This is a genomic window from Nocardia sp. NPDC004340, assembly GCF_053602575.1.
Genome location: NZ_JBSGDW010000004.1, coordinates 533,081 through 554,545, shown reverse-complemented (window position 1 = coordinate 554,545; position 21,465 = coordinate 533,081). Strand labels below are relative to the sequence as shown.

28 protein-coding genes and 3 tRNA genes are annotated in these 21,465 nt (G+C 66.0%); 12 read left to right on the top strand and 19 right to left on the bottom strand.

Annotation, left to right across the window (positions count from 1 at the left end):
* Positions 1-80: 80 nt before the first annotated feature.
* Positions 81-692: a TenA family protein gene (locus ACWEOI_RS19295; RefSeq protein ID WP_452360456.1), complete on the bottom strand. Its 612-nt coding sequence runs from the start codon at positions 690-692 to the stop codon at positions 81-83.
* 234 nt (positions 693-926) lie between these two features.
* The gene (locus tag ACWEOI_RS19290; RefSeq protein WP_433672562.1) at positions 927-1,382 is read right to left on the bottom strand and encodes a hypothetical protein; all 456 of its coding nucleotides are present in this window, start codon (positions 1,380-1,382) and stop codon (positions 927-929) included.
* 110 nt (positions 1,383-1,492) lie between these two features.
* Between ACWEOI_RS19290 and ACWEOI_RS19285 the strand changes: the two genes are divergently transcribed.
* From ACWEOI_RS19285 to ACWEOI_RS19255, 7 genes are all read left to right on the top strand, one after another.
* A complete protein-coding gene (locus tag ACWEOI_RS19285; RefSeq protein ID WP_452360455.1) occupies positions 1,493-1,897 on the top strand; it encodes an SDR family NAD(P)-dependent oxidoreductase in 405 nt (134 codons plus the stop codon).
* A 97-nt stretch (positions 1,898-1,994) separates the two neighbouring features.
* Positions 1,995-2,546 (top strand): hypothetical protein, encoded by a 552-nt coding sequence (locus ACWEOI_RS19280; protein ID WP_452360454.1) that lies wholly within the window; start codon positions 1,995-1,997, stop codon positions 2,544-2,546.
* A gap of 432 nt (positions 2,547-2,978) precedes the next feature.
* Positions 2,979-4,187 (top strand): FAD-dependent oxidoreductase, encoded by a 1,209-nt coding sequence (locus ACWEOI_RS19275; RefSeq protein ID WP_452360453.1) that lies wholly within the window; start codon positions 2,979-2,981, stop codon positions 4,185-4,187.
* A 462-nt stretch (positions 4,188-4,649) separates the two neighbouring features.
* On the top strand, positions 4,650-5,492 hold the full coding sequence (locus ACWEOI_RS19270; protein ID WP_452360452.1) for an SDR family NAD(P)-dependent oxidoreductase: 843 nt from the start codon (positions 4,650-4,652) through the stop codon (positions 5,490-5,492).
* A gap of 413 nt (positions 5,493-5,905) precedes the next feature.
* Positions 5,906-6,457 carry a hypothetical protein gene (locus ACWEOI_RS19265; protein ID WP_452360451.1) on the top strand — a complete coding sequence of 184 codons (552 nt, stop codon included), beginning with the start codon at positions 5,906-5,908 and terminating at the stop codon, positions 6,455-6,457.
* 458 nt (positions 6,458-6,915) lie between these two features.
* A complete protein-coding gene (locus tag ACWEOI_RS19260; protein WP_452360450.1) occupies positions 6,916-7,356 on the top strand; it encodes an SMI1/KNR4 family protein in 441 nt (146 codons plus the stop codon).
* Positions 7,357-7,604: 248 nt separating this feature from the next.
* Entirely contained in the window at positions 7,605-8,147 is a 543-nt protein-coding gene (locus ACWEOI_RS19255; protein ID WP_452360449.1) for a DUF6301 family protein, read from the top strand.
* A 202-nt stretch (positions 8,148-8,349) separates the two neighbouring features.
* On the opposite strand, the gene ACWEOI_RS19250 is transcribed toward ACWEOI_RS19255, so the two are convergent.
* Both ACWEOI_RS19250 and ACWEOI_RS19245 read right to left on the bottom strand, forming a co-directional pair.
* A complete protein-coding gene (locus tag ACWEOI_RS19250) occupies positions 8,350-9,021 on the bottom strand; it encodes a hypothetical protein (RefSeq protein ID WP_452360448.1) in 672 nt (223 codons plus the stop codon).
* Between the two features lie 79 nt (positions 9,022-9,100).
* Entirely contained in the window at positions 9,101-9,574 is a 474-nt protein-coding gene (locus tag ACWEOI_RS19245; RefSeq protein ID WP_452360447.1) for a hypothetical protein, read from the bottom strand.
* A gap of 188 nt (positions 9,575-9,762) precedes the next feature.
* Here ACWEOI_RS19245 and ACWEOI_RS19240 point away from each other — a divergent pair, with 188 nt between their 5' ends.
* The 3 genes from ACWEOI_RS19240 to ACWEOI_RS19230 all read left to right on the top strand — a co-directional run bounded on the left by ACWEOI_RS19240 (position 9,763) and on the right by ACWEOI_RS19230 (position 11,478).
* A complete protein-coding gene (locus ACWEOI_RS19240; RefSeq protein ID WP_452360446.1) occupies positions 9,763-10,275 on the top strand; it encodes a DinB family protein in 513 nt (170 codons plus the stop codon).
* A 73-nt stretch (positions 10,276-10,348) separates the two neighbouring features.
* Positions 10,349-11,065 (top strand): PP2C family protein-serine/threonine phosphatase, encoded by a 717-nt coding sequence (locus ACWEOI_RS19235; RefSeq protein ID WP_452360445.1) that lies wholly within the window; start codon positions 10,349-10,351, stop codon positions 11,063-11,065.
* Positions 11,066-11,070: 5 nt separating this feature from the next.
* Positions 11,071-11,478 carry a hypothetical protein gene (locus tag ACWEOI_RS19230; RefSeq protein WP_452360444.1) on the top strand — a complete coding sequence of 136 codons (408 nt, stop codon included), beginning with the start codon at positions 11,071-11,073 and terminating at the stop codon, positions 11,476-11,478.
* Between the two features lie 107 nt (positions 11,479-11,585).
* Here ACWEOI_RS19230 and ACWEOI_RS19225 read toward each other — a convergent pair whose 3' ends face one another.
* From ACWEOI_RS19225 to ACWEOI_RS19195, 7 genes are all read right to left on the bottom strand, one after another.
* Positions 11,586-11,966 (bottom strand): effector-associated constant component EACC1, encoded by a 381-nt coding sequence (locus tag ACWEOI_RS19225; RefSeq protein ID WP_452360443.1) that lies wholly within the window; start codon positions 11,964-11,966, stop codon positions 11,586-11,588.
* 47 nt (positions 11,967-12,013) lie between these two features.
* On the bottom strand, positions 12,014-12,418 hold the full coding sequence (locus ACWEOI_RS19220; protein WP_452360442.1) for a hypothetical protein: 405 nt from the start codon (positions 12,416-12,418) through the stop codon (positions 12,014-12,016).
* A gap of 117 nt (positions 12,419-12,535) precedes the next feature.
* Positions 12,536-13,522 (bottom strand): TauD/TfdA family dioxygenase, encoded by a 987-nt coding sequence (locus tag ACWEOI_RS19215; protein WP_452360441.1) that lies wholly within the window; start codon positions 13,520-13,522, stop codon positions 12,536-12,538.
* Positions 13,523-13,536: 14 nt separating this feature from the next.
* Entirely contained in the window at positions 13,537-13,941 is a 405-nt protein-coding gene (locus tag ACWEOI_RS19210; RefSeq protein ID WP_452360440.1) for an arsenate reductase ArsC, read from the bottom strand.
* 16 nt (positions 13,942-13,957) lie between these two features.
* Positions 13,958-14,674, bottom strand: a complete 717-nt coding sequence (locus ACWEOI_RS19205) for an aquaporin (RefSeq protein ID WP_452360439.1) — start codon at positions 14,672-14,674, stop codon at positions 13,958-13,960.
* Positions 14,671-15,048, bottom strand: a complete 378-nt coding sequence (locus ACWEOI_RS19200) for a metalloregulator ArsR/SmtB family transcription factor (protein WP_433672574.1) — start codon at positions 15,046-15,048, stop codon at positions 14,671-14,673. Before ACWEOI_RS19200 ends, ACWEOI_RS19205 begins: the two co-directional genes overlap by 4 nt.
* A 63-nt stretch (positions 15,049-15,111) precedes the next feature.
* On the bottom strand, positions 15,112-15,642 hold the full coding sequence (locus ACWEOI_RS19195) for an ArsI/CadI family heavy metal resistance metalloenzyme (protein WP_452360438.1): 531 nt from the start codon (positions 15,640-15,642) through the stop codon (positions 15,112-15,114).
* Between the two features lie 103 nt (positions 15,643-15,745).
* Here ACWEOI_RS19195 and ACWEOI_RS19190 point away from each other — a divergent pair, with 103 nt between their 5' ends.
* Positions 15,746-16,105, top strand: a complete 360-nt coding sequence (locus tag ACWEOI_RS19190; RefSeq protein ID WP_404204791.1) for an Rv2640c family ArsR-like transcriptional regulator — start codon at positions 15,746-15,748, stop codon at positions 16,103-16,105.
* A 54-nt stretch (positions 16,106-16,159) separates the two neighbouring features.
* Here the strand turns inward: ACWEOI_RS19190 and ACWEOI_RS19185 are convergent, their stop codons facing one another.
* The 4 genes from ACWEOI_RS19185 to ACWEOI_RS19170 form a co-directional block, all read right to left on the bottom strand.
* Entirely contained in the window at positions 16,160-16,774 is a 615-nt protein-coding gene (locus ACWEOI_RS19185; protein WP_452360437.1) for a class I SAM-dependent methyltransferase, read from the bottom strand.
* 105 nt (positions 16,775-16,879) lie between these two features.
* A complete protein-coding gene (locus ACWEOI_RS19180) occupies positions 16,880-17,323 on the bottom strand; it encodes a nuclear transport factor 2 family protein (RefSeq protein WP_357093981.1) in 444 nt (147 codons plus the stop codon).
* Between the two features lie 93 nt (positions 17,324-17,416).
* Positions 17,417-17,489 (bottom strand) — tRNA-Gly (locus tag ACWEOI_RS19175).
* A 112-nt stretch (positions 17,490-17,601) separates the two neighbouring features.
* A complete protein-coding gene (locus tag ACWEOI_RS19170) occupies positions 17,602-18,777 on the bottom strand; it encodes a serine hydrolase domain-containing protein (protein ID WP_452360436.1) in 1,176 nt (391 codons plus the stop codon).
* A gap of 97 nt (positions 18,778-18,874) precedes the next feature.
* Here ACWEOI_RS19170 and ACWEOI_RS19165 point away from each other — a divergent pair, with 97 nt between their 5' ends.
* Positions 18,875-19,561 (top strand): TetR/AcrR family transcriptional regulator, encoded by a 687-nt coding sequence (locus tag ACWEOI_RS19165; protein WP_452360435.1) that lies wholly within the window; start codon positions 18,875-18,877, stop codon positions 19,559-19,561.
* A 50-nt stretch (positions 19,562-19,611) separates the two neighbouring features.
* Here the strand turns inward: ACWEOI_RS19165 and ACWEOI_RS19160 are convergent.
* The 4 genes from ACWEOI_RS19160 to ACWEOI_RS19145 form a co-directional block, all read right to left on the bottom strand.
* Positions 19,612-19,686: transfer RNA gene (locus ACWEOI_RS19160), tRNA-Val, on the bottom strand.
* A gap of 17 nt (positions 19,687-19,703) precedes the next feature.
* Positions 19,704-19,776: transfer RNA gene (locus ACWEOI_RS19155), tRNA-Gly, on the bottom strand.
* A 116-nt stretch (positions 19,777-19,892) separates the two neighbouring features.
* Complete coding sequence (locus ACWEOI_RS19150; RefSeq protein WP_452360434.1) at positions 19,893-20,765, bottom strand: DMT family transporter; 873 nt, start codon at positions 20,763-20,765, stop codon at positions 19,893-19,895.
* Positions 20,766-20,879: 114 nt separating this feature from the next.
* Positions 20,880-21,368, bottom strand: a complete 489-nt coding sequence (locus ACWEOI_RS19145) for a MarR family winged helix-turn-helix transcriptional regulator (protein WP_357093990.1) — start codon at positions 21,366-21,368, stop codon at positions 20,880-20,882.
* Positions 21,369-21,465: the final 97 nt, after the last annotated feature.

The following is a 21,465-nucleotide window of genomic DNA, read 5'->3' as shown; positions in this document are numbered from 1 at the left end:
CTGCACTACACAGCGCCAACCCTGCGTTCTTCGAACGCGTAGCCACCGTGCGGACCGGACTGGCCAGCACGCCGCCGACTTCATCCGCGGCCGACCGGCACATCCCAGAACGCGAGTTCGTGGCGCATGCCGGTCAAGAACAGCTCCTCCGCGTTGTCGCCGCCGGCTTCGTCCAGCATCTGGGCGCAGCGGGCGGTGAGGGCCGCGAAGCCGGGGTCGGCGTAGGTGTCGATCCAGCGCCGGTAGCGCGGGTCGGCGGGAGGATTCTGCGCGAGGATCGAGCCGAGCGTCGAATAGCCCCACATGCACGGGTAGAGGGCGGCCAGGCCGTCAGCGTAGTTCGCGGCCGAATCCAGCAGGAACGCAGTGTATTTCGTGCACTGCTCGCCCTTGGTGGCGCCATCGAGGTCGGCGCCGAACTCCGCGGCCAGACCGCGATGCAGCGAGATTTCCTCGTGGAAAGTGGCGTGCGCGAGGTCGACCAGGTCACCGAGGTGGGCGGCGGGCGCCTGCCAGGCAAGCCGGGAGAAGACACGGACATAGTCGAGCAGGAACAGATAGTCCTGCTCCAGCCAGGAGCGGAACACCGGCTCGGCGAGGTCACCTTTCGCGATCCCCGCCACGGTCGGATGCGCCAGCTGCTCCTCGACCAGCGGGCGGCCGAGCTGCTCCAGACGTGCTGCAAGACTCATGCGAGAAGTCTCTCGTACTCACTTGATCGCGTTGGCGGCGGTATTGCGCGTTGCGATGCTGTCTCTCCACCATGTCACCGGCACACCCACCACGGAACTGTCCGCACATGTCGTCGGCCGAACCGACGACATGTGCGGTGGAAGATCAACTGGCAGTGGCGGTTCGAGTCCTGTCCAACGATGCCGATGTGGATTGCACTGCTCGTGAACCGAACTGCTCGACGCGCGACCGGATCAGTCTTGGGACAGAGCGGGCTCGAAGGTGATGGGTATGTCGTCGTCGGGGTCCAGGGAATAGCCCTGGTCTTCGGATTCGACAGCAACCCGCTGGTTCGCGCGAAGCACGGTTATCAGCCGACGAGGCCGAGGGAGGTAGCCGGTTTCCAGTGGCGGGTCGAAGGTGTCGACGGACAGTATGCGAACGATGGTCGGTGGAATGCCGATGCGACAGATATCGCCCGGATTCAGTTGCGCAGGAGCTGGTTCGACGCGGAAGAGTTCGTCGGACCAGTCGTACGACGAGGGGTCGATCGCGATTGCCACACACCCGTTCCAGCTCGCGGAGCGAGCCAGGGGATCGACGGTCCACCAAGGCCACTCGACTACGAGGTAGCTCAGTGATTTCTCGACAATTCGTGCGGGGGTGGCGGGGCAGGAGATCTGGAGAATGTCACCGACGTGAAGGTCCATGTGCACATACCCTCCTTCCGCTCTCCGCACCGTAATCCAAGATCGGGTCGATATTCGCAGGCGCCCCCGGAAAGGCGTTCGGGACTGGCTGATGTACACGGCATTGGGGTGTGGTCATCACCGGCCGCCTGCTTCCGCAACTGCGTGAGGGCGGCAATATCGTGCTGGTATCAAGCATTTCGGCGCGGATGGCCGGAGCCGGTTCGTCGGTGTACTCCGCGAGCAAAGCGGCCGTGGACAGTCTCGTCAGAAGCTGGGCCGTCGAACTCGGCCCCAAAGGAATTCGGGTCAACGGTGTCGCTCCAGGGCAGATCGACACCCCAATCCTCGGGGTGGGAGGTGTTTCTCCCGAGGCCGTCGACGATTGGTACTCCACCTACGCCGTGATGGTGCCGACCGGACGCATCGGCACGACCGCGGACATCAGCACCTGGATCACCCGCCTCGCCGAACCCGCCAGCTCCTGGATCACCGGCGAGATCATCACCATCGACGGCGGCAAACTGCTTGTCTGACCGTGTGCCCGCGGATTCGAGCCGAATCGCGAAAGCCTGACCCATTCAGCGGTTCCGAGGGTTTGCGGCAGATTTGCGCCTCTGTCATCATCTGCCGATGAAGAAATCGAAGGCCGTGGTGTTCGGTGCCGCAGTGGTGCTGTCCGTGGGAATCGCTGGTTGTAGCTCGGACCAGGAGTCATCGCCGACCGGGACCTCGGTCGCGCCGACCAGCGCGGCCGCATCACCCGCCGCGAGCGATTACGCGAACCTGCTCATCAAGCCCAGCGATATCGACTCCGACTGGGCGTTGAAGACCTCCAAGGCGGAGCCGCACGGAATCACCGGCGTCTACGGCAACGGCGCTGGGACCGAGAAGATCAGCACCGCGGTCATTGTGCGCGAGAACGCCACGACCGCTGCCGCGGCCAACACGGCGGCGAAGAATGATGTGGCGCAGAAGGCCGGTGCGGCCTTCACGCCTATCGATATCGGTGTCGACGGCGGCATCCTGAACGGCCCGAACGGAACCACTGTCGTGGTGTTCGCCGAGGGCGCAGCATTCGCGATCATCGAATTCAACAGCAAGACCGGCGAACACGTCCCCGCCGAAGTGGCGCTCGCGATCGCCGAGAAGCAGGACACCGCCATCAAGAACGGCGTGAAGTAGCGACTCGCGGTGTCAACGGTTCCGCTGCCGGATCGCCGGCAGCGGAACCGTTCTGCGTCACAACAACTTTCGGGCGATGTCTTGGACGAGTCGATGATTTGTCGCCCAGTCCGCTGATGGTGGACCTGAGTTCGGTAGAGATGCGATGACGGAGTCGAGCATCATGCCGAACTCCTCGGCGCTTTCGACCTTTGGGCATTCCGAGATGATCACGTCGTTGATCAGTCCATCGAGAGCCGAGTATCAGCTGGACCGGACCGGCGACAACACCGAGGCTGGGCGGGACGCCGGTGACAATCGATGCGGCTGGTGCCTGCTGAACCATGGGTCAACTAGTAGTTGACGAATAGGCAATCGTCAACTACTAGTTGACCGCACGGCGATAGTTCGTAGATGGCTTTCGCCGACAGCACATCGAACCGGGGAGTCGCAATGGAAGTCTTCGAGAGCGCTGCGCACCAGCATGGCGAGCCGACGGGCAGGCGGGCGATGGTCGTCGGCGCGGGTATCGCCGGTTTGGCTGCCGCGTTGCGATTGGGTCAGCAAGGCTGGGATGTCGTCGTGGTCGAACGCGCGCCGAGTCGCCGCAGTGGCGGATACCTGGTGAACCTGCACGGACCCGGATATGCAGCCACCGAACGGCTCGGGCTGGTACCGGCGTTGACTCCGCGCGATATCGGATTCTTCACCTCGGTCCTCGTCCACGCCGACGGCCGGGAGAAACTCAGAATTCCGGCCGCTGTCACCGAGGCTGCCGTCGGGAACCGGGCATTGAGCCTGTTCCGCGGCGATCTGGAGTCGGCACTGTACGACGCCGTGGCTGATTTCGCCGATATCCGTTTCGGCACCACGGTGCGGGCCATTACCCAGACCCCTGGGGAGGTCCAGGTCACCCTCAGTGACGGCACCCACCTGCACACCGAACTCCTCGTCGGCGCCGATGGCGTGCACTCCAAGGTCCGCGAGCTCGTATTCGGTGCCGAGCCCGAGCATTTCGTGGACCTCGGCCACATGGTCGGCGCGTTTCCACTGGAAACGCCTCCCGCGCACATGCCCGATGGTGTCGGCACCACGTATATCGGTCCCGGACGCACGGCCGCGGTGATGAATCTGGGACCGGAAAGGTCCTCGGCGTTCTTCGCCTACCGCTGCCTCGACCCTGACGCCGAACTCGCTCTCGGTGCCACATCCGCCCTCATCCGAGCGTTCGGGGATCTCGGCGGCGGTGTCGCCGACACCCTCCGTCAGCTCGAAGCCGAGCCCGGCGCCGCCTATTTCGATTCGGTCGGCCAGATCGTGATGGACCGCTGGAGTCAGGGCCGAGTCGTCCTGCTCGGCGACGCGGCGTGGTGCGTAACGGTATTCGCCGGCTACGGTGCCGCCCTCGCTCTCGACGGCGCCGACCGGCTCGGCACCGCGCTGGCGGCACACGGCGACGACATTCCCGCCGCCCTCGACACCTGGGAGGCGTCGTTGCGCCCGGAGGTACACAAACGACAGGCGTTGGCGCGGAAGGGAATCAGCCGATTCGCGCCGCCGTCACGCACACATGTGTGGGCAGGCGAACTGATGCTCCGCGCAATTCAGCTCCCCGGCATCCGCAGCCTGGTCCGGCGCTCAATCCAACGCGCCAACAACTAGGCCGCGTTTTGAAGGTGGGTGAGGGCGGGTGGGTGTCCGCTCTCAGTCGTGTCGTAGCCCCACACGGCCTGGTGCGGCAGCAGGCAACGCCGCCTGACCGCACCAGCGGCACCTCACCACAAGTGCAGGAAGCTCCGGATGTCGTCATACCCGTCGAGGGCCCGACTGTCCACGTCCGACGGGTCAGCCTCGGCAAACGCAGCAAACACCTTCCGACTGCGAGTTGAGGGGCACCACGCAGCGGCGCCCGTCAACTCGAACCACCGTCAAAACACGGGCGACCCGTCGATCGTGCTGACCGACCGCGCTCAACGGACTGTTACTTGCGCAGGCCGTCGCTGATCGTGGCGAGGTAGGTTTCGAACGAAATATCTCCGACCAGCTAGCTTCCTCGCTCAGCACGTCCCCCTCGCCGCCTGAATCAACCGCGCACCTTCGACCACAACCGAGGAGTTATCCACTGTGTCTCGCTACCACCTCGCCGGACGCACCGTTCTGATCACCGGCTCCACCGGCGGACTCGGATCCGCGCTCGCACGAGCATTGGCTGCCCGCGGCGCCAACCTGGCACTGCTCGACCTCGACGCCGACGTCGTCACTCGGCAAGCCGAAGCGCTGGGCCCCGACACCGCCGCGCGCGGGTGGGCCGCCGATGTCCGAGACTTCGACAGCCTGCGGCGGGCAACCGATGCTGCGGCAGCACATTTCGGTCGTATCGACGTGGTGATCGCCAACGCCGGCATCGGGACAATGGCCCCGCTGTCCACTGTCGACCCCGCCGTCTTCGACCGCGTCACCGACATCAACCTCAACGGCGTCTGGCGCACGTTCCGCGCCGGACTCCCGCACGTCACCCAGCAGAAGGGCTACCTACTCGCCATCTCCTCGATGGCAGCCTTCGTCCACTCTCCCCTGCAAGGCGCCTACACCGCGAGCAAGGCCGGCGTATGGGCACTGGCCGACTCGACCCGCCTCGAGGTGCGCCACCTCGGCGTCGGTGTCGGCAGCGCACACCCCACCTTCTTCAAAACCCCGATGATGGACCAGGTCCACGCTGACCCCGCCGGCAACACCCTCTGGAAGGGCAACGCCAGTGGCCTGTGGAAGATGATCCCCCTCGACGACGTGGTCACCGGCATCGTCTCAGGCATCGAACGCCGCGCCGACCTGATCATCGTGCCGAAACGCCTCGCCCTACTCGCCCGGATCCCCGGCCTCATCCGCCCCATCGTCGACCGGATCGGATTCCCGGGCACCACCATCCCCGACGCCATCGCCCAAGCGTCACCAACCGGGTGGAACTGACCACGCCGCAAGAGAACTGGCGCTTCGGCGGAGCCGAGCTGTGGAGAAGTGCGAGCAAAGTGTCACGCACGCATAGCGGTCCCCAGCCATTCGGTCAGAGACTGCGATGCACGTCGCTGACCGGACCGGCTAGCGCGGGCGGTCGACGGTGGGACCGGCTACCGCGCAGACACATCCGCTCATGCCGAATACCGAGTGGCACATGGTGGAGGTGAAACTGGACAAAACCCCTCCAGGATGTGCCACTCGGCGACAACATTCGAATGCTCTGCAATGCCGCATACCGCGCGGTTTGAAACGGCCGCCTTCGCTGGCTAGCAGTGCGGTGGCGTCTCTCCGTGATCGTCGGTCCCGGCCAGGATCGTCCCACGAACGCAGATACCTACTGCTGCCGGTCTGCCAGACTGCCGCCCATGGCCGAACAATCCTTCTCCTCCTTCGCCGTGGACGCCGCCGAGCTGCTCCGTCTCCCGGGCTCGGGCCGCACCGACCTGCTGGACGCCGCCCGATCCCCCCTGATCGGTGACTTGCTTGCAGGGCGTTTGGCAGACGACGCCGATTCCCTTTACACCGGCATGCTGCCCGCCCTCGCCTCCCGCCTGGGAACCCCCGTCGGCGCGGCCACCCTGCCCGGGCGACACTGGGACGACCTGACCGGCCTGTTCGAGGCCCTCGGCCGCCCCGCCCTCGCCGCCCTGTGGCGCGACCGCTGGCCCTGGCCTCGCCGCACCCCCGACAACCAGCCCTGGCCCTTCCCCACCCTGGCCCCGAACGCCACACTCGCCACCCTGCAGCGCGAACTCGCCACCCTCGCACCGGAGTCGCTCGACGGCCAGCACCTCCCCCTGGACGAGGACGACCTCGAAGAAGCCGTCTGGCTCCTCACTGAACAGCTGCCCACGTGGGTCGACGGCGCCCGAACCCTCGGCCGCGACCTGCTGATCGTCCGCGACGGCGCACGCTGACGGTTCGTCAATGTTCGCTAACCCGAAAAGCGTTCCACCGCACGCGCTTCCACTGTGCCCACCCCTTTGGAAAACCGTCCCGAACAAATGATCTCACGGTCACGCGGTGCTACCTGTATGCACTTCCCAGCAGGCAACGATCAGATGTTCGACGGGCGAAGATCGGGGGAAACGAGGATGTGCAGTCGTCGAGTACGACAAAGAAAGCGACGAGCAGCACGAGGAGGAGGACACGCCCCCCGGGGTAAGGACCGTGCGACCGGCCTCGACGTCCCGACCAGGCGCACTACATTGCCGCTTTCCGCGCTGACCGAACCGGTCAGCGCGGGGGGCGGATGATCAACCGTCCGAGCCGAACTGAGGCCGGTGGAACGTCCTCAACTGCCGATGATCGTGCCTTCGGTGAAGTCCAATCTCACGTGGTGCTAAGCCATCGATCCGGTGGCAATATCAGACCGATGTGGAAGGACTTGATCGAGAAACTCTATGACGACGCCGAGTTTGTGGCCCCAGCTTCTGACGGTGACATTGACGAGATCGAGGGTCGGCTGGGTCAGCCGATACCGGTAGAGTTGCGAGATCTTTTGCGGCACACCAATGGTGTTCAGGACGAGTGGGGATCTGGTTTGGTATGGCCAGTCGAGGAGATCATCGAGCAGAACACCGTGTTCCGCAACGAACCTGACTTCGCTGAGCTGTACGAGACCTTCGACCAATTGGTGTTCTTCGGTGACAACGGCGGCGGTGACCAGTTCGCCTATGTAGGAGAATCACCCGGACAGGCCGCTGGAGTGTACGTCTGGGACCACGAAACCGATGAGCGCACCCGGGTCGCAAGCTCGTTGACCGACTACCTGCAACGGCGGGCCGCAGCTGATGGCGAGGATTGGTATCGATGAGGCGATATGTCTTCGCCACCGACCAACGAGTGCGACTGTAAAACGTACTCTCTTGCCGCATACCGCGCTGATCGAACCGGCCAGCGCGGTACCTCGGAAGATCAACGGGCCCAGCGCTAACGGCCGCCGGTCGAACGCGCCATAGTGCCGAGCTGAGTGCGTTCGGGCAACGCCGCCAGGTGATTTGGTTGCTGCGGACTGTATACCCGGCGGATGGTCGGTGGGCCTAGGCTCTGTGGTCAACTGCCGTGAGCGAAACTGAGGAACTTGTGACTCTGAACAGTGATATCGAGGGGGCGGTTCGCGTCGCGCAAGCTGCCAAGGCGTTCACTTGGACCTGGGGCGACGACGACGTCGAGCAGTTTCGGAGCATTCTTGGGTGGGAGATCCTCAGGCGGCACGACGAAACCTGTACTCTCGCTACGGATCTTCAGGTCAATATCGCTCGCGCGCACGTAGATTGTGACAAGTACCTCCTTCGGAAGTACGGGGGCGATCGCGAGTCGATTGTGGAGATGTCGGTCTACGTGACCGACACTGTGAGCAATCACCTCGAGCCCCTTCGGGAATTATTCGATCAATTCTCGGCCCGGTTGATCCGGGAACTGGGCGAGCCGGACGCGCTGATCGCAGGCGAGAAGGTCGAATGGTCAACGCCCACAGCCATAGTCGGCTTGGGGCTATCCACGATGCGTATCGACCTCGACGTTGTAAATCCCAGGTACCGAAAATGGGATGCCGATTGCGAGTGGTACGAGGACCGCGCAGAGGTTGACCGCATGGGTGAGTAGTCCTGCTGAACGCGGGGCTGTGATCTTGGACTCTCGACGTACTATTCTGGCCGCTTACGGGTCGCTTCGGTACGGCCTAGCCGGGGCAACCGAACGCACTGAACTGCCGCGTTCCGCGCTGATTGAACCGGCTCAGGGTGGGGCGGTCGGCGGCGGGACCGGCTACGGCGCAGGCGGATCCGCTACTGCTGAGCGATCTCGGCTAGGCATCGGGTGAGACGCCGCCGTGCAGCCCCCACTTGTCGAGGCCCGAGTAGATCAGCGCGACCCGCGCCCTGGGGGAATCGAGGCCCACGCCCTCTCCGGTGTATAGCGCCACCAGTGAGTTCGGACCTCTCCACCAGGTGTCCGCGAGGCCCATCACCTCGCGCACCGGTTCGTAGTTGTCCAGGTCGATACCGTCGACCTCGTCGCCGGTGAGCTTGGTGATCTGGCGCGCCCACGTCGACGCGTGGTCCGACAAAGCGAGTGATTCCACCCAGCCCTCGATGGTCGAATGCAAAGGCACCCAACCAGTCACGTCAGCTTGGATTCCGAACTCGCCGGACGGGCCGATCATGAACGTGAAGGGCACCGCGGTCCGTTGCGTGCCGGCTTCGAACCACCATCCCGCAGTGTCTGATTCGGGGGAATCCGGATAGAAATAGCGTGGGCCGCCGTCGTACTGCGGTGCGGGTGGCAAATGCAGGCCGCCCCACTTCTTCTGGTAGGCCGACATGCGGTCGATCAATCCTGCGGGAACGCCTCGCTCGAGCCACCATTGCCGGTGGTCCTCCACAGGTTTGACCTCGACTTTGACGCCGTGCGTGCTGACATACGATCGGGCTCGTTTGGTCAAGCCATCGGGTATGCCTTCGACGGGACGCAGGATCACGGGGGCGAGTTTATCGCTGGCGCAAACCAGTGCGGTCGTACCCAGCCGAACGCACTGCCGGATCAAGCGATGTCGACGTTCACTGGCCTGTGTCGACGGCCTCCACCGGATGCCATCGGAACCACATATCGGTGCCCCCGATTCGATAGCGATCAGCTTTCTCGAATCGCATCTCGGCCATAAGCTTTCGCGCGTTGGCTGGTACCTGGCGGTAAGGGGTCAGAAGCTCGGTCAGCTCGTCGTAGCGGGCATCGATGCCACCATGGCCCGGATGAGTGTCCACCCCGATCTCGCCGGCCACGTAACGCCGGTCCCAGCGAACGAATATCTCCCACCGTTCGAGTTCCCAAGTCACCGCTTCCTCGATTGCCGGCCAGACGTTGAACTCGTACCCGTCATCGACGCGGGCGAACTTCCAACCCTCGAAATAGTGCGGCTGACCGTCTATGTCGGCGAGCCCTTCACGCGGCCAGTCACAGCGTGCCGATTCGACATGTACACGCTCGAAGCCATCCGCAATCAGGACCGCTTCATCCCACTCGTTACCCAGCACGTCCGAATGCTAGCCAGGCTCGGAGGTGCACGCATTGGGCAGACTGTTCGCACATGCCGCATTCCGCGCTGACCGGCCCTCCCGGCGTGCCCGGCTTTTGCATGGAAAAGGCTGCAGACCAGTAACATTCGCCACCACTGACAGGCGGACGTTCATCGACTCTCGATCGCACCCGGCATCATGGACGCGTGGAGTCGACGGAACAGACCGAAACGCATCAAACTGCCGGAGAACGCGAAGAGCTCACCAGTGTCCTGGAGTTCCATCGGGAGACGCTGGCCCGCAAATGTTCCGGGCTGACGCCGGAGCAGCTTCGCCGGCGAGCTGTGGAACCGTCCGAGCTTTCGCTGCTCGGGCTCGTGCGGCATCTGACCGATGTGGAGCTGGGCTGGTTCGCCCGGATCCTGTCCGGCACAGAGGTCCCGTTCGCGCATTGGCGGGCGGATGCCCCGGACGGATCGGACTTCGATGTCGACGAAGCTGACGCGGACGAATCACTCCGGTTGTGGCACAACGCATGTGACCGCTCCCGCGAGATCGCCGACGCCTGCGAGTCGCTCGACACCTTCGGGGTGCATCAGCCGACCGGTGAACGCTTCAGCCTGCGCTGGATCCTCATCCACATGATTCAGGAGTACGCCCGGCACAACGGGCACGCCGACCTCATCCGGGAACGGATAGACGGCCAAACCGGCGTGTAAGAGCCGAAGGTGCGATCCACCGGTATTCGCGCATACCGTGTGTCGGCTTTTCGTCGTGGATAGCCTTGGCGCTGTGGATGGTCTTGATATCAAAACCGCCGTGGGCAGCGAAACGGGCAACCGCTATTCGGCGAACTTCGACGTCACATACCTTGCTGAGGAACCTCTTCTCGCGGTGCTGGCCGACGGTATGGGAGATGGACCGGGTAGCGCGGCCGCGGGGCGGATCGCTGTCGATACCTTCGTCGACTACGCCACGCGTGTGGCAGAGCCCGGGCCGGACACGCTGCGCGACGCTGTGGCAGCGGCGCACGCCGGGGTGAGCCGCGCCGACCGTGAATTGCGGGACCTGGCCGGATGCACTCTCACTGCCATGATTGCCGCGCCACAGGGTTGCTGGCTCGTTCAGATCGGTGACTCTCGGGTGTATCGGTGGCGTGCCGGGCTGCTCGAACTGTTGACCACCGACCACACGATGGCATGGCTGGGGGCGGTGCACGGTTGGTATCCGTTCGACTCGGCGCAGGCCGCGGCGGCGCGGTATCAACTGACACGCTATGTCGGCCATGTGTCCGCGCCGGAACCCGATGTGTTCAGCGTGACGCTGAGACCGGGTGACCGGTACCTGCTGTGCACCGACGGTGTATCCGAACAGGTCGGCTACGACGACTTACGGACTGTTCTCGGTCGCGATACACCGCCGAACTCTGCCGTCACCGCCCTTTTGGCTGCCTGTGAGACAGCGGGCGGAAACGACAACGCCTCCGCCATCGTGATCCGGGTCGATTGAACAACATGCCGGAGGTTGTGAATTTGACGGCGGTTGATTCCGCGGGTGTGCAGTGGCCGGTCATGCTTCGTCTGGGCGAGCCGTCGGTGGCGCGGGTGGAGTTGGTGGGTCATGGCGTGTTCGGGTCGGCTGATGACGACTACCTGAGTTGTCTGCTCGCTGTCCGCGAGTATCTGGAGGAGCGGGGCCGGCTGTTGTGCTGTCAGGGCGCTCGGCCGGATGTGTGGCCGTCGGGCATGTTGCGGCAGTTCGACAATGGCCGGCGCGCATACGTTCTCGACCCTGCTCGGCGCGGTGCGGAACTCGAGGTGGTGGACATCTTCGCTCCGGCACCGGCAGAGCTGGTCGTGAGCGTGCTGGAGCAGGGCAAGGCCGTGTTCGCGTTCCATGGCTTGCCCTGGCGAGGAGAGTAGCCGCCACCTCACCGCCGACGAGTCGGCGCAGGCAGCGAGTGTGTCGCCGAGTCACACGCCCTGGGGGATTCGCCCGAAGTCCCCTCCAGGACGTGGATCGGACGGGGCTACGCTTCCTCGATCCGCTTCGTGTCCGGGTTGTGAACCCCGTTGGGGCGGATCTGTTCGAGGGCCTGTCGCACGACAGCCTCGGAGACGTCGCCCTTGACCGAGATCTCCGAGTCGCCGATCTTCAACGTGAATTTGGTTGTGCGGCTGGCGATCCAGGCTGTCACGCAGGCAGTGACCGCACCCATCAGGGGCGCGGATTCGACCACGAGTTTGATGAGTTCCGTCGCGCCGAGTGCGTCGGGTACCGGTTCGCCGCTGATCAGTCGTTTGTGGACGGCGCGCAGGTCGTCGTCCACGACGATCGCCTCGAACAGCGAGGCCAGTTCGGCGATGTCGTCGTCGGCGTCGGTGATCGAGATGGTGATCGTTGCGGCCACGTGGATCCTCCCCGGTAGGTCTGTGGCCGCAATTCTAAGGCGGACGGTCAGTGTGCGCCCGAGTGGCACTGGGGGACGGGAGGATTCGTGCGTCCGGTGCAGTACCGTCCCTCCGGGGAATTGCCCGGGGGACGGTCCGCACCGTCCGCGCGCCGCTGCCGGCGGTCGCGTTCGATGATGCGCGCCGCCAGGCGGACGACGGCGTCCTCGAGCCGCATCCCCAGCGATTCGGCTCGCAGCGCCGCCATCTCCAGCACGAACTCCTCTTCGGTGGAGGCAAGGTCGCTCAGGATCTCGTCGAGCGCCATCCCGTCGATGGCCTGCTCCCGGGTCAGATCCCGCCCCGGCAGCCAGCTGAGCACCCACCGGCTCCCGGCAGGACCGGGAACCAGATGCGCGGTCTCGGGCGTCATGTCACTGGTGATCGCCTGTCCGGAAATACGTAGCGCCATAGCCTTTCACCCCCTCGGAGCTGGACTCCCCGAAAATGTACGGTCCGGCGCTTAACGATCGCTATCGATTTCCTTACCGGGAACGGTCCGGTCGCCGTCCCGGAGGGCGCCCGGTGATCAGCCCTGGCGGGGTGGGATCCCCTCGCGGAGCATGTCCTCGACGGTGGCGAAGGCGTGGGCGGTGAGCCACAGGCGCAGCAGGTGGCGGCGACGGGCGGGGTCCTCGTGGTCGGTGTAGGCCTCGCGGCTGTGCAGGATCTTCGCGTTGTTGAGGATCTGGATGTCGCCGGGAGCGAAGTCCATGGGGAGGTAGAAGGCCGGGTCGTTGGCGGTGTCCTCGAGCATGCGCATGGCCTCGAGTTGCAGGTCGGTCAGGGGCGGGACGCCGGGATGGCGTTGGGCGTCGCGGATGTACCAGCCGATGTAGAAGATGCGGGGCGTGCCGTTGATGTCATGGATGGCGGGCAGGGTGAAATACGGTGTGTCGCCGGGGGATTGCTCGTCGTTGCGGTCCCAGTGGAAGGGGCTGCGCAGGACCTCGAGGAGATCGGGCCGCTCGGCCAGGATGTGGTTGTAGACGGCCAGGGAGCTCGCGATGCGGCTCTCCCCACCGGCTTTCGCGGCGTTCAAGCACAGCAGCCCGACCAGGTCGGAGCCGTCGGTGTGGAAGTCCTGACGCTCGTTGGTGGTGTAGAGCCGCACCGCCGGGCCGGTGCGCGGGAGGCGCTCGTCGCGAACATGGCCCAGCAGATCGCCCGCCGCGTTCTGGCTGACCGGAGTGCCCAGGTGCAGGCCGAGACCGACGTAGGCGAGCTCGATCTCGGCTTCGGTGAGCAGCTCGACGGGGAACCGGCGGATGAGGACGAAGGCGCGGCCCTGGGCCAGAGTGACCGTCCACTCGCGCAGCGGATCGGCCAGGCCCGGCAGCGGGAAGTCCTCGCGACGCAGGTTCGCGGCGTCACGCCCGACGGCGACGGCCGCGCGTGTGGCGTCCACGATCTCCGCGCGCTGCGCGTCGGTCAGGACGGTCGACCATTCGGCGGGGTCGGTGAGGTCCGCGCCCCGCCACACGGCGGGCGACTGGACAGGTTGGGGGACATTCATCGCAGGTCCGCTCCTCATGCCGTCAACTCGTCGATGAGTTGTTCCACCCGGGTACGGATTTCGTCGCGAATCGGCCGCACGGCTTCCACGCCCTTGCCCGCGGGATCGTCCAGGGTCCAGTCGCGGTAGTCGACGCCGGGGAAGTAGGGGCAGGTGTCGCCGCACCCCATGGTGATCACCACGGTGGAGGTCTGCACCGTGTCCGGGGTGAGGACCTTCGGCGTCTGGGCGGTGATGTCGATGCCCAGTTCGGCCATGGCCTCGACCGCGGCCGGGTTGATGGTGTCGGCGGGCGCGGTTCCGGCTGAACGAACTTCGATGGCGTCCCCGGCCAGGTGGGCGAGGAAACCCTGTGCCATTTGGGAGCGGCCCGCGTTGTGGACGCAGACGAACAGGACGCTCGGCTTGACGGAGGTCATGGGTGGGCGGAGCCTTTCAGGCGGTCGGGACGTCGAGAGCGGCGCGCTCGGCCGGGGCGGGATCGGGGTACAGCGCGCCGACCAGGACGAATCCCAATGCGGCACCGAGGAATTGAGCGGCGATGAACGCCGGTACCGAGGAGGGCGCGATTCCGGCGAAGGAATCGGAGAAGATCCGCCCAACCGTGACGGCGGGATTGGCGAAACTGGTGGAGCTGGTGAACCAGTACGCCGCACCGATGTAGGCGGCCACCGCGACGGACGCCAGTGCGGCGCGGCCGGTCCGCACCAGCGCGAAGATGACCGCGATCAGCCCGGCGGTGGCCACCACCTCACCGACCAGATGGCCGGTGCTGACCCGGTGATGGGTCGCGATCTGGACGGCCCGCTGATCGAACATGATGTTGGCCAGCACAGCTCCGGCGATGCCGCCGGGCACCTGGACGCCGACATAGGCGAGCAGCTCGGCGGAGGTGAGACCGGTGCCGAGGCGGCGACCCGCCCACCAATCAGCCACCGAGACGAGCGGATTGAAGTGCGCGCCGGAGACCGGTCCGAGGATCAGGATCAGAATCCCGAGCCCGAACACGGTGGCGGTCGAGTTCTCCAGCAGCTGGAGCCCGACATCGTGGGCGGACAGCTGCTGCGCCGCGATGCCGGACCCGACGACCACGCACACCAGCAGTCCGGTGCCGACGAACTCGGCCAGCAGACGCCGGGACAGCGTGGTCATCGGGCGGCCGCCTCGGGCAAGGCGATATCCAGCAGATCCGACAGCTGCCGTAGCGCTCCGGGCTCGACGCGGTAGTACACCCACGAGCCGCGGCGCTCGCTCGACAGCAGCCCGGCTTCCCGCAGCACCTTCAGATGGTGGGAGATGGTGGGCTGGGAGACGTCGAAGCCGTCGGAGATGTCGCACACGCAGGCCTCCTGGCCGACATGGCTCGCGATCACCGACAACAGCCGCAATCGCACCGGATCCGACAACGCTTTGAACACCCCCGCCAACTCGGTGGCGGCCGCCGGGGTCAAGGGTTGCCGGGCCAGGGGAGTGACCTCACATCCGGGTGCGGTCACCGCGGTGAGCGGCAATTCTCGTTTCGACACGCATCGATATTGACGGTTGTCGAAGTCACGTGCAAGCGAACAGCCAGCGAATACGCGGCGACGTCAGCCGCAGCAGGACTGGCCCGACGCCACCGCCTCCGCCTTCGCGGTGCTGCCGCAGCAAGCTCCCTCCGCGGCGGCTTCCTCGGCGGTGCCGCAGCAGACCGCCATGGCCTGCGCGTCCGTCGCGGCCTCCCCGGAGGCGAGAATCGGTGCCGTGCCGAAGGTTTCACTGTCCGCCAGGACGGTGTAGACCTCCCACCGTTCGGCGTCGGGCCCGGTCACCCACACCTTGTCCTGGGTGGCGAAGCAACAGGTGGTGGCGATCTGCTCCTCGGTGAACATGCCCGCGTCGGACAGGCGGGCGATCTCGGCGTGCACCTGACCGGAGGATTCGACCTCCACGCCGAGGTGGTTGAGGCTGCCGCCCTGGCCCGGGTTCTCGATGAGAACCAGCTTCAGCGGCGGCTCGGCGACCGCGAAGTTCGCGTAACCGGGCTTGCGCTTGGCCGGTTCGGTCTTGAAGAGGGTGGAGTAGAACGCGATGGCCTGGTCGAGGTCGTCGACATTGAGGGCGAGCTGGATGCGGGACATGATGACGGTACCTCCACTTGTGAGACATATGTCGAAATGCTGATGCGGTCGAGTCTGCGCCACTATTTCGACATATGTCAAGAAGGTGCGTAAAGTCGTTCTCATGCCCAAGGCGCTACCCGTGATCGACATGTCCGCCCCCGTCTGTTGCGCGCCGGTCGCGGCGGGCCCGGTCGACGACGTCGCCGCGCTCGAAATCGCCCTGCGGCTCAAGGCGATTGCTGACCCGGCCCGGGTGAAACTGCTTTCCCTTCTGCTCACCAGCACCGCGGGCGAGGAGAACACCGGTGATCTCGCGCAGGCCGTCGGCCTGGCCGAATCGACCGTCAGCCACCACCTCGGCCAGCTGAAGAAGGCGGGCCTGATCGAATCCGAGCGCCGCGGCATGAACACCTTCCACCGCGCCTACCGCGACGCCCTGTCAGCGCTGTGCCTGGTCCTCGACCCGAACTGCTGCCGCTGACACCCGTGCCGGCGCACTAGCTTTCGGCGGTGCCGATCAGCCGGTCGGGCACGGTCAGTTCGCGCGGGAGAACACGGCCACCAGGAAGTCCGCGTCGGCGGTGAAGGGCCGCAGATCCCAGGTCGACAGCAGCAGATCCGGTGTGAGGCCGGAGGTTTGGGCGTCGGAGAGGAACTGGGTGAAGTCGTAGCCACGATCGGCGCCGAAGCCGATCACCGCGCGGCCGGTGGGGGCGAGGTGCCGGGCGAAGGCGGACAGGACGGCGCGGCGGGTGGAGGGCGCCAGGAACGCCATCACATTGCCCGCGCAGACGATGGCGTCGAAGTCGGCGGGCACGCCACGGCTGGGGAGGTCCAGTTCGGCCAGGTCGCCGACGAGCCAGGTGGGGCCGGGGTGGTCGTGTTCGGCGGCGGCGATCAGCACCGGGTCGACGTCGACACCCACCACGGCGTGGCCCACCTGGTGCAGGTGGCCGCCGATGCGGCCCGGCCCGCAGCCCGCGTCCAGGACACGGCTGCCACGCCCCAGCATGGCGTCGATCAGCCGCGCCTCGCCGACGATGTCGGTGCCCTCGGCGGCCAGATTGCGGAAACGCTCCACGTAGCGCGTCGAGTGGGTGGGATCGGCGGCGATGATCTCCTCCCACTGGCTGGGGGTGCGTCCGCTCATGGTCTGAACCTCCTCGCTCGGGGCGCGTCCACTTCACTCTGCCAGTCCGGGAATCGGTGTCCGGGTGGGGGCTGGCGTGTAGCGGACGCGCCCCGGCTGCCGCGCCTACGCCAGGCGAGTCGGCAGCGGGGCGAGGGTGTAGTTCTGCCAGACGTAGTTGTCCATCTGGTGCTGGTCACCGGAGAGGTTCACGACGCGGTCGACCTTGCCGTCGGCGTTGAAATGCCAGACGAGCGCCCACATGGTGTCGACCTTGCCCTCGCCGGCGGTGGAGTAGCCGCGGTGGATGTCCACGACGTATTCGTCATTGGCTTCGAGGAAGAAGGTCTCGGCCTTCATTCCCGCGGTCGAGAGCTGGTTGAAGAATTCCACGACCTCGTCGATACCGTGCTTGGTGCCCGACAGCGGGTGGCGGCCGGGAATGGTCCAGCTGATGTCCTCGGTGAGGACGGCCCGCATCCCGTCGAGGTCGTAGCGGGCGTAGGCCTCGAAGAAGGCGGCGATGGCGGCGATCTTCGGATCCTGTTCGGTCACAACGTTTGTCGTCATACGAGCAGGTTATTGCCGAGCTGCGGCGAAGAGAAGAATCGATCCGGAATGGACCTGAAACGGATCGTTATCAATCGATCCGGACTTCGGTTGAGCGGATGACGAGATTCGAACTCGCGACCCTCACCTTGGCAAGGTGATGCGCTACCAGCTGCGCTACATCCGCGTGCTCACCCGGCCTTGTGGGCCGATCGGCTTGCGGGACAGAACATTAGCCTATGGGTGGGTGGGTAAAGCAAATCGGGTGGAACCGGCGCTCCGGCCCCACCCGTTCGGCCTCAGCGGCGCAGCGCGTCCGCGGTCGCCCGGAAGGCGAAGATCGCCTCGCCCATGTTCTCCTCCGAGTTGAGATCCTCGCTGGTCTTGACGATCACCACGTTGTCCTTGGGCGACACGTAGATGTACTGGCCGAGGATGCCCACGGCCACGTAATCGCCCCGGTCACCGTCGCCGAGCCACCACTGATAGCCGTAGCCGTAATTGTTCTCCGACGACTCGGGCGACTCCGGCATCAGGTGATGCGGCTGCAGATACGGCTCGCTGCTGTGGGTGGAGTCCCGTACCCACTGCGCGGGCACCACCTGCCGGTCGCCGACCCGCCCGTCATGCAGATACAGCAGTCCGAATCGCGCGAAATCCCTTGCGGTGGCGTGATAGCAGCAGTACGCGATATCGCTGCCCCGGTAGTCGTGCCCCAGCAGCGCGGACATCTGCATGCCCGCCGGCTGCCAGATCTTGTCCTGCACATACGACGACAGCGGATGCCCGGTCGCCTTGGTCACCACCCAGCCCAGGACGAAGGTGTTCATCGAGTCGTAGTTCCACCGCGTGCCCGGCGGGGTGTCGCGCTCGGCCTCCTTGGCCTGATCGATGAGCGAGGTCCCCGCGACCATACGAATCGTGGTGGCGGTGGACCCCTTGGTCGGATCGGCGTAGTCGGTCTCGTCGTACTCGTGCCCCGAGGCCATGTGCAGGACGTCCCGGATCCGGACCCCGTCGTAGCCGGTGCCTTTCAACTCGCCGACGTACCGGGTGACCGGATCGTCCACCGACCCGATCCGCCCCTCGGCGATCGCGATCCCGACCGCGGTGGCGGTGATCGACTTGCCGACCGACCACGAGTTGAAGCGGCTGGCGGCCGAGTACCCGGCGAAGTAACGCTCGTCGACGATCGAATCGTTCTGCACCACAACGAAACTGCGCGCGGAGCTGCGTGTGAGGTAGTCGGCGAGCGTGCGCTGCTGCCCCTCGTAGGTGTAGGTGGCCTGGATCGGTTTCCCGGTTCCGGGCAGCGGCGTCGGATGGTTCGACGCCGCGACGGTGGTCGTCGGATAGAAGGGCACGTGGGGGAGCAGCGGTAGCGGCAACGGGCCCGAGGCGGCCGCGGAGCCGCTCACGGCGAGGGTCGCGGCGACGGCCAGGCAGGCGACGGCGGACAGGGATCTTCTGAGCATCAGTGCTTCCGTTCTTCAGCGGGTGCCGGAGCATGGAATCACTTAACAACAGTGGTGTCAACGTTGGTGCTTATTTGCTGCCGGTACTCTGACCAGGGTGAAATCCTCTGGTTCCGCCGCACCGCGTCGCCGCCGGTCGCTGAGTTTCCTGACCCCTGAGTTGATCTTGGAAACCGCGATGACGGTCATGGAGCGAGACGGGGCCGACGCGCTCACCCTGCGTCAGCTCGGCGCGGAACTGGGCGTCGACCACACCGCGGTGCTGCGGCACTTCCGCAACAAGGACGAGCTGCTGCTGGCGCTGTCGAACAAGCTCATCGCCGAGGCCCTGGAAGGCATGGTCCCGTCGCCGGACTGGCGTGACACCCTGCGCGACCTCGCCGGGCGGGTGCGCCGCGCCTGCCACACGCACCCGCGCGTCGCGGTGGTGGTGGCGGGCCGGACCTCCCGGCGCGAGGCGGAATTCGCGGGTGCCGAGATCGTCATCGGGGCGCTGCTCCAGGCGGGATTGCAGGGCCGTGAGGCCGCGTCGTCCTATCGGGCGCTGGTCGAAGTCGCGCTGTCCTATTCGGCCCTCGAGGCGATGCTGCTGACCGTGCCCGAAGTCGACCGGGCCGCGGATCACGCCGCGTGGAGTCGCGAATACGTCGCGTTGCCCGCCGATCGCTACCCCAATATCGCGGCCGTGGCCTCGCATCTGCCGGAGGTGGAGGAGGAGGACCAATTCGAGGTCGCGCTGGAACTGATCCTCGACGCGGTGGAACTGCGCGCCGCGCGTCGGTAGCCGGAAAAGCAGAAAGGCCCGGCGGTGGCCGGGCCTGATCTGTTCATTCGTGGTGCGCGATACTGGGATTGAACCAGTGACCTCTTCCGTGTCAGGGAAGCGCTCTCCCGCTGAGCTAATCGCGCGGGTAAATCCCCCTTTGAGCGGATGACGAGATTCGAACTCGCGACCCTCACCTTGGCAAGGTGATGCGCTACCAGCTGCGCTACATCCGCGTGCTCACCCGGCCTTGTGGGCCGATCGGCTTGCGGGACAGAACATTAGCCTATGGGTGGGTGGGTAATGCAAATCGCCAGGAAAACGGGCTATTTCGGACGTGTCTCGGTGCCGGTCAGTCGGTCTCGGGGAGCGGGTCGGCCAGGGGCGCGGCCTGGGCGCGGGAAAGGCGCACCGCCGCAACGCACATGACGACCACCGAGAGGGCGACGAAGGCGGTGCCGAGCGGACCGGACCGCAGCCGCTCGTCGAGGACGGTCATGCCGAGGAAGGCCGCGCCGAGCGGCTCGGCGACGGTGAACGCGGGCAGCGAGGCCGACAGCGGGCCCACCTGATAGCCACGCTGTTGCAGATACAGGCCAAGCAGGCCGCAGGCGGCCAGGACGTAGATCTCCCAGCTTGTGAGGGCGGTCCCGATGCTGATCGAGAACAACTGCGTCACGTTCTCGGTGAGGGCGGCCGAGACGCCGAAGAGCAGACCGGCCGCCGTGCCCAGCAGCAGGGCTTGCAGGGTCGGCACCCGCACGGTGGTGGCCACCACGACGCTGACGGCGATGACACCTGCCGCCAAGCCCAGCGGGACCACCCAGCGATGCCAGGGCGCCTCGGTGACCCCTTCGGTCGGTTCCCCGACCACCAGGAAGCACGCCAGCGCGATCGACAACGCCACCGCCTGCAACCACATCGCCGTGGTCACCCGCCGCCCGCTGTAATGCGCGGCCAGCGGCAGCGCGAACACCAGGGCCGTCACCAGAATCGGCTGCACCACCAGCACCGATCCCAAGGCCAGCGCCGCCACCTGGAACGCGAACCCGCCCGTGTCGCCGATCACCCCCGCCACCCACCGCGGATTGCGAATCAGGCTGGCCAGCAACGCATCCCCTTCGGGGACGTCCGCCGCGGCCCGCTGTTGCGCCACCGCCGACACCGCGAACAACACCGCGCCGATGAACGCGCACACCACCGCTGCCACAGGTAGGTTTCCCACCTGATCAAGTCTGCCCGACAGGGTCATCTTCGTCGGTTGGCGGGGCCGTCGAGCGAGGCCCGAATTCGGCGGTCGAACCGTCGCGCCCGTCGGCCCGGCTCCCGACGATTCGAGTCAGTCGATCTCGTCGGCCCAGGCTTGCAGCCCGGCCAGAAACCCCCGCCGCTGCGTCGGTGTCAGCCGCCCCATCGCCCGCAGCAGCGCGTCCGATCGGCGGTTGATGAAGGTTGCCACATCGTCGCGGCGATCGTCGGGCAGCGACAGCAGGGTGCGCCGATTGTCGGCCGGATCGTTGTGCCGGCGCAGCCACCCGGCCCGGTTGAGCTCCCCGGCAAGCTGACTCGCATTGGTCAGGCTGATGCCGAGCCGGCGGGCCAGATCGCTGACGCTGAGACTCCCCGCCGCCAGCACCTGCGCGAGCACCGCGCCGTGCCGATTGCCGAGCCCGCCCGCGTCGAAGGATTCGCGCAACGCGGCGGGCATATCGCCGTGGGCGCGCCGGAAATGGGTGGCGATCAGGGGTGCGAGCGCCTCCAGTTGCCGCTGGTGTTCCGCACTCACCGGTGCGCCCGCGGCGTCCGCCGCTCGCTGTGGCCGAGGCACGAACCCCTCCCATCGATGTCGTACTGCGGTCTTGACAGATCCAGGATACAGGTTCGAAGATTTGAACTATTCTGAAAACTGAACCAATTGGAGACGG

Coding starts and splice junctions, on each gene's coding strand:
- ACWEOI_RS19295 (WP_452360456.1), bottom strand. CDS start 692: ATGAGTCTTGCAGCACGTCTGGAGCAGCTCGGCCGCCCGCTGGTCGAG.
- ACWEOI_RS19290 (WP_433672562.1), bottom strand. CDS start 1,382: ATGGACCTTCACGTCGGTGACATTCTCCAGATCTCCTGCCCCGCCACC.
- ACWEOI_RS19280 (WP_452360454.1), top strand. CDS start 1,995: ATGAAGAAATCGAAGGCCGTGGTGTTCGGTGCCGCAGTGGTGCTGTCC.
- ACWEOI_RS19275 (WP_452360453.1), top strand. CDS start 2,979: ATGGAAGTCTTCGAGAGCGCTGCGCACCAGCATGGCGAGCCGACGGGC.
- ACWEOI_RS19265 (WP_452360451.1), top strand. CDS start 5,906: ATGGCCGAACAATCCTTCTCCTCCTTCGCCGTGGACGCCGCCGAGCTG.
- ACWEOI_RS19260 (WP_452360450.1), top strand. CDS start 6,916: ATGTGGAAGGACTTGATCGAGAAACTCTATGACGACGCCGAGTTTGTG.
- ACWEOI_RS19230 (WP_452360444.1), top strand. CDS start 11,071: ATGCCGGAGGTTGTGAATTTGACGGCGGTTGATTCCGCGGGTGTGCAG.
- ACWEOI_RS19220 (WP_452360442.1), bottom strand. CDS start 12,418: ATGGCGCTACGTATTTCCGGACAGGCGATCACCAGTGACATGACGCCC.
- ACWEOI_RS19215 (WP_452360441.1), bottom strand. CDS start 13,522: ATGAATGTCCCCCAACCTGTCCAGTCGCCCGCCGTGTGGCGGGGCGCG.
- ACWEOI_RS19210 (WP_452360440.1), bottom strand. CDS start 13,941: ATGACCTCCGTCAAGCCGAGCGTCCTGTTCGTCTGCGTCCACAACGCG.
- ACWEOI_RS19205 (WP_452360439.1), bottom strand. CDS start 14,674: ATGACCACGCTGTCCCGGCGTCTGCTGGCCGAGTTCGTCGGCACCGGA.
- ACWEOI_RS19195 (WP_452360438.1), bottom strand. CDS start 15,642: ATGTCCCGCATCCAGCTCGCCCTCAATGTCGACGACCTCGACCAGGCC.
- ACWEOI_RS19190 (WP_404204791.1), top strand. CDS start 15,746: ATGCCCAAGGCGCTACCCGTGATCGACATGTCCGCCCCCGTCTGTTGC.
- ACWEOI_RS19185 (WP_452360437.1), bottom strand. CDS start 16,774: ATGAGCGGACGCACCCCCAGCCAGTGGGAGGAGATCATCGCCGCCGAT.
- ACWEOI_RS19180 (WP_357093981.1), bottom strand. CDS start 17,323: ATGACGACAAACGTTGTGACCGAACAGGATCCGAAGATCGCCGCCATC.
- ACWEOI_RS19170 (WP_452360436.1), bottom strand. CDS start 18,777: ATGCTCAGAAGATCCCTGTCCGCCGTCGCCTGCCTGGCCGTCGCCGCG.